The organism is Rhizorhapis sp. SPR117, from assembly GCF_021742065.1.
Map to the genome: position 1 here is coordinate 1 of NZ_JAKKIE010000113.1, position 5,792 is coordinate 5,792.

Sequence of the window (5,792 nt, forward strand, 5' to 3'; positions counted from 1 at the left end):
ACATCGCACGAACAACACAGGAATTCGGCGCTTAGGCCGCGTTCCTTCACATTATCGCGACCTCGCGATAAAGCATCATCCATCGCAACATGGAGCGAGCCCTCGAGCTGACTTCGGTCGTCGACGGTATCGAGAACGCAACCCTCAACAGCGGCGCCAAGGCGTCGGCCCGTTCGCGCTTTGAATCCACGAAGCAGCGGTTCTTCGGGCAACTTCTCCTCAGCATGAAGCTACCGACCGTGATCGCGGCGGTCCGGAGCCATCTTGCCGATGGCAAGTCGGTCGTTTTGCAGCTCGTCACGACCGCGGAATCGATCCTTGATCGGCGCTTGGGCGATCTCAGCCCCGAGGAACGGGCTGATCTCGAAATTGATCTCAGCCCCCGCGAATACATTATTGACTATTTGCAGCGCGCCTTTCCAACCCGCCAGATGCGCGTCTTCACGGACGATACCGGCACGCCGAGATCGACGCCGATGCTCGATGAGCATGGCCATCCGGTCTACAACCCGGAAGCGGAAGCCGCGCGTGACGAACTGATCGAGAAGCTCTGTGCGATGCCGCCGATCATGTCGGCGCTCGATGCGCTTCTCGAACATTTCGGCCATGACAATGTCGCCGAGGTGACCGGTCGCACCAAGCGCCTGATCACCACCTGTGACGGCAGACAGAAGCTCGAGAGCCGTTCTGCCAGGACCAGCCAGGCCGAAGCCGCCGCGTTCATGGCGGGGCGCAAGCGGATGCTGGTCTTCTCCGACGCAGGTGGCACCGGCCGGAGCTATCATGCCTCGCTCGACGTGGTGAACCAGGAACAACGCGTCCATCTGTTGCTCGAGCCAGGATGGCGCGCGGATCGCGCGATCCAGGGGTTGGGGCGAACCCATCGTACGCACCAGGCGACTACGCCGCTGTTCCGCCCCGTGACCACGGATTGCAAGGGCGAACTGCGCTTCACGAGCACCATCGCGCGGCGGCTCGACAGCCTTGGAGCGCTCACCCGGGGGCAGCGGCAGACCGGCGGGCAAGGGCTGTTCGACCCGGCCGACAATCTCGAAAGCGAATATGCTTGCGCGGCGCTGCTCAGCTGGTTCGATCTCCTGGCGACGGGCAAGCTTTCCAGCACCACACTTGACGATTTCCAGCATCGTACCGGGCTGGAACTGGTCGATAAGGACGGCGTCCTCAAGGACGAGATGCCGCCCATTCAGCGCTGGCTCAATCGCATCCTCGCGCTTCCCATCGCGTTGCAAAACAGCATATTCGAGGAGTTCCTCGCACTGATCGAAACCCGCGTGTCCGCCGCGCGCGATGCGGGTCGGCTCGATGTCGGCGTCGAGACGATCCTGGTCGACCAGGCCACGCTGGTCGATGACGTCGTTCTGCGAACTGACCCTCTCACGGGGGCGACCTCCCACCTGCTCACCATCGAGATCGCACGCCGGCGTAATCCCGTCTCGCTGGAACGTATCCTGCGCATCGCTGACGGTGACGCGAGCGCGATCTTCATGGTCAACCGCAAGTCGGGCAAGTCTGCGCTGCGAACCCGGGCGAGAGCCCTGATGGAGGAGAAGGAAGGAACGCCGATCCCGCGCGTCGAGATGATGCGGCCCACGCGCAACGAATATATGCGCGAAGACGACCTCTACGAATCCTCGTGGGAGGAGGTCGATCGCGAGAACTTCAGCATCACCTGGGCTGCCGAGGTGGAAACCACCAGCCAGATCGTGGACAGCGAGACGATCCGCCTTGCAACCGGCCTGCTGCTGCCCATCTGGTCGGCGCTCCCGAGCGACCACCTCGCGGTCAATCGTATAGTCGATGGGGAAGGGCAGTCCTGGCTCGGGCGTCTCGTCTTTGACGACCACGTCCCGCAGCTCTTCACCAAGCTCGGCATCGACCCTGCGGATGCTCTGCCGGCCGACGCCGTGGTTAAGGCCGTGGCGGCGGGACGCAGCATCGACATTTCGCGGCCTTTCCCGCTCACCATCAAGCGCTCCATCGTCAACGGCTCGGCTCGCGTCGAATTGGTCGGCTGCCCGGTCGATCGGCTGCCCTGGCTCAAGTCGATTGGCTGCTTCACCGAGGTGATCCAATACCGCACCCGGGTTTTCGTGCCAACGGCATCGGTTGAAGCGATCCTGGCGCAGATCCTGTCTCGGTCGGACTGAAAGGGAAGGGGGGTCGGAAGTGGTGTCCGGGCTGATCCGGATGCCAGAAGGAGTTGCTCCGATGACCACTTCCGTAAAGCTCTCAAAGCTTACGCTTTCCCCTATCAATGTCCGCAAGCGGCCTGATGAACTGCTGGAGATCCCGCAGATGGCCGCCGATATCGAAGCGCGCGGCGTTCTGCAGAACCTGCTTGTCACCCCGGTGAAGAAGCCGCGCGGCACCTACGAAGTCTTCGACGGCGGCCGCCGGCTCAGGGGCCTCATGCTCCTCGCCGAACGCGGTATCATTGTCCCCGAGGAATATGACGTGCCCGTGAAGGTTCTCGTGGGCGACGAAGCGACGCTCTCCGAAACATCGACGGCGGCGAACTTTCATCAGCTCAAGATGACGCCGGCGGAAGAATGCCGCGCATTCCAGTATTTCATCGGTCTGACCGGGGACGTCGACGGCGTCGCCAAGCGCTTCGGTCTCACCCGCCGCTTTGTGGAAGGCCGCCTGCGGCTCGCCACGCTGGCCGAGCCGATCTTCGAGGCGCTGAGTGAGGGCACTATCACCCTCGACGTCGCCAAGGCCTATGCCTCCACCGAGAACCAGGAGAAGCAGCTGCTCGTCTGGAACAGCTATGGTACGAGCTACGCTAACGCGGATACGATCCGCCGGGTTATCGCCAACGAGACCATGAAATCGACCGACCCGGTGGCGATCCTCGTCGGCGAGGATCGCTATGCCGAAGCCGGGGGCAAGATTGATCGCGACCTCTTCAGCGACAGCGGCGACAAGTGGGTCAATCCGGAGATCGCGCAGCGCTTGGCCGCCGATATCATGGAAGAAGAGGCCAGGCGGATCGGTGAGGAACTCGGCCTTGCGTGGATCCGGCCGATCGCGTCCAACTACACGCACAGCGCCGCGGCCGGCCTCTACCGCGTCATCCTTCCGTCTCTCGACCTGACCGAGGAGCAGCTCGCGCGGGTGCAGGCCATTTCCGAGCGGCAGGATGCCATTACCGAGGAGATGGAGGACGAGAACCTCACCGAGGAAGCCTATAAGGCGCTCGACCAGGAATATGATGCCCTCGCCGATGAGGAACATGCGATCCACCATGCGCCGCCCGTGCTGCCCGATGAGCTCAAGCCACTGGTCGGCGCCTTCCTGAAGCTGACGCCGAAGGGCGAAATGGTCCTCGACACGGAATATTATAGCGAGGAGCCGGTTCGCGTAGGGGGCGAGGACGCCGACAATGATGACGACGCAGGCGGCGCCCGCTCGACCGGCACCGGAAGGGATTACACCCCGCCGCCGCCGCCCGAGGCTATCGCCCCCGGGGGCAAGCCGCTCAGTGCCCGGCTCTACGACGAGTTGGCGATGCAGCGGCGCGACGTGCTGGCAGCGACCCTGCTCAGCCATCCAGCCCTGGCGCTCGACTATGCGCTCTTCGTCATGATCGACGACCGCACCAGCACGTTCAGCGCCTATGGCTCGACCATTCGCGCGCGTTCGCCGCAGGATCCGGTGAGCGGCGAGCAGCCGACGACGCGCGCGCGGGGCTATCTCGCCGAAGCGCATGACGGCCTTGATGCGAGCTGGCTGGAGCACAGGTCCGAAGTCGACAGGTTCGAGGCGTTTCGGGCGCTGGACGACGACAGCAAGGCCGCTTGGCTCGCTTACATCGTCGCGATGTCGCTCGAGGCGAAGGCGAGCTACCGGGCCGAGCAGTGCCCGCTCCACAACCGGCTCGCTACGATCATGGAGGTCGATGTCGCAAGCTGGTGGCGGCCGACCTCGGAGAACTTCTTTGATCGCATCAGCAAGGGCTCGATCCTGACGCTGCTCGCCGATGTCGGCGGTGCCGCGCTCACCGCGCGCCACGCGACCATGAAGAAGTCGGAGATATCGGAATCGTGCGCGAAGCTGTTCGCGGGCGAAGCGATTGTCGAGCCCGAGGTGCGAGAGGCGGCGCTCGGCTGGGTGCCCGACGCGATGAAGTTCCTTGATCAGGCCGAGGTGGCAGACCTCGACCCCGTCGAGGGCGGTGCAGACGATCAGTCGGAAGGCTCGGCCGAGGTCGATGCCGGTGACGATACGCAAGTGGCGGAAGTCGCGGACGATGTCGCTACCGCCGATGCGACGGTCGAGCAGGAAAGCCCGGATCAAGACGCAATCGCCGCCTGAAGTCTCTCTCCTCTTGGGTGCCTGACCGCCGGCGCGTCCATCGCGCCGGCGGTCCCTTCTTCAATCCCATTCTGGAGACCTAGCCATGCTCGCAACTAGACGCACCAGCCGCGACGTGGCCGCGGAAATCACCGACCTCATCATCCGCAAGCTCGAAGAGGGCGTTCCGCCCTGGTCGAGACCCTGGCGATCGAGCGGGGCAGGGGGCCGCCCGCTGCGTCACTGCGGGACGCCTTATCAGGGCATCAATACGCTCTATCTCTGGGCGCTCGGCGATGCCCAGGGCTATCGCTCCCGCTACTGGATGACCTATCGTCAGGCGGAAACGCTAGGAGGGCATGTTCGCAAAGGACAGGCCGGCGCGCTCTCAGTCTATTATTCCTCGTTCAAGAAACGCGAGGAGCATCCCGAAACCGGCCAGGAGGTGGAGCGGAGCATCCGGTTCCTGCGCCACTACATCGTCTTCAACGCCGATCAAATCGACGGCCTGCCGCCCTATTTCTATCCCTCCAACGAACCCGAGCAGCCTCTGGTCCTGTCGGAAAGACAGGCGGCGATCGATGCCTTCTTTGCAGCCATCCCCGCCGATGTGCGCCATGGCGGCAACCAGGCCTATTTCACGCCGACGTTCGACTATATCCAATTGCCTAATCGCACGTCGTTCCGCAGCATGGATCATTACGCCTCGACCCGCTGTCATGAGACCGTCCATTGGGCGGGACATGCCAGCAGACTCGCGCGCACCTTCGGCAAGCGCTTTGGCGATAAAGCTTATTGTTTTGAAGAGCTTGTGGCCGAGATTGGGGCAGGGCTCTGCTGCGCGGACCTCGGTCTGCCCAATGTCCTCCATGACGGTCATGCCAGCTATGTTGGCCACTGGTTAGCGATCCTGCGGGGCGACCAGACGGCGATCATCCATGCCGCGGCCAAGGCGGAACAGGCCTTCGCCTATCTGAAGAGCTTCAACACCAGCGTGGACGCCGTGTCCTCCTCCCAAGAGCAGCCTGAGGACGCGCCGGCGCTTGTGGCCTGACGGTCTCGATCACCTCTGGCTGTCGGCGTCCGTTAGCGCAGTTGCCCCTCCACCGAATCGAAAGGAACACCCTCATGGGATGGCTATTCATGCCCTTCACATCCATGGGTGGCCACGCATCGGCCAAAGCCTATCTCGATGCGCAGCTCACCTATCAACGCGACAATGACGATGGAACGACGCGAGGGCTTAAAGTGCTCGCGTCGTCCTGTCCGGGCAACCGTGTCTACTACGCTGCAGCCCAGATATTGACCAACGGAGATCCCGGCGAGGTGTTTGCCGTCGTTTGCCTTGTGCGCTGGAACCCGCGTTCACGGGACGGCCACCAGTTCGGATACAAGGACAGTGCGCCGTTGCGGCGCTGAAATGGAGTATCAGTGATGATGAGGTAAGTTGAGAATGCCTCTGCTCGCCGGACTAA

At 63.1% G+C, this 5,792-nt stretch carries 3 protein-coding genes and 1 pseudogene; all 4 read left to right on the forward strand.

All coding sequences use genetic code 11. The features are described 5' to 3' along the window. The first annotated feature begins 431 nt into the window (after positions 1–431). On the forward strand, positions 432–2,168 hold the full coding sequence (locus L3X40_RS20690) for a strawberry notch C-terminal domain-containing protein (protein ID WP_338331165.1): 1,737 nt from the start codon (positions 432–434) through the stop codon (positions 2,166–2,168). A gap of 61 nt (positions 2,169–2,229) precedes the next feature. Then, positions 2,230–4,338, forward strand: a complete 2,109-nt coding sequence (locus L3X40_RS20695) for a ParB/RepB/Spo0J family partition protein (RefSeq protein ID WP_237367261.1) — start codon at positions 2,230–2,232, stop codon at positions 4,336–4,338. A gap of 85 nt (positions 4,339–4,423) precedes the next feature. Beyond that, positions 4,424–5,371, forward strand: a complete 948-nt coding sequence (locus L3X40_RS20700) for an ArdC family protein (protein WP_237367260.1) — start codon at positions 4,424–4,426, stop codon at positions 5,369–5,371. A gap of 74 nt (positions 5,372–5,445) precedes the next feature. Next, positions 5,446–5,715 (forward strand): annotated as a pseudogene (locus L3X40_RS20705) (DUF6927 domain-containing protein); the annotation flags it as partial. Positions 5,716–5,792: the final 77 nt, after the last annotated feature.

Coding starts and splice junctions, on each gene's coding strand:
- L3X40_RS20690 (WP_338331165.1), top strand. CDS start 432: ATGCGCGTCTTCACGGACGATACCGGCACGCCGAGATCGACGCCGATG.
- L3X40_RS20695 (WP_237367261.1), top strand. CDS start 2,230: ATGACCACTTCCGTAAAGCTCTCAAAGCTTACGCTTTCCCCTATCAAT.
- L3X40_RS20700 (WP_237367260.1), top strand. CDS start 4,424: ATGCTCGCAACTAGACGCACCAGCCGCGACGTGGCCGCGGAAATCACC.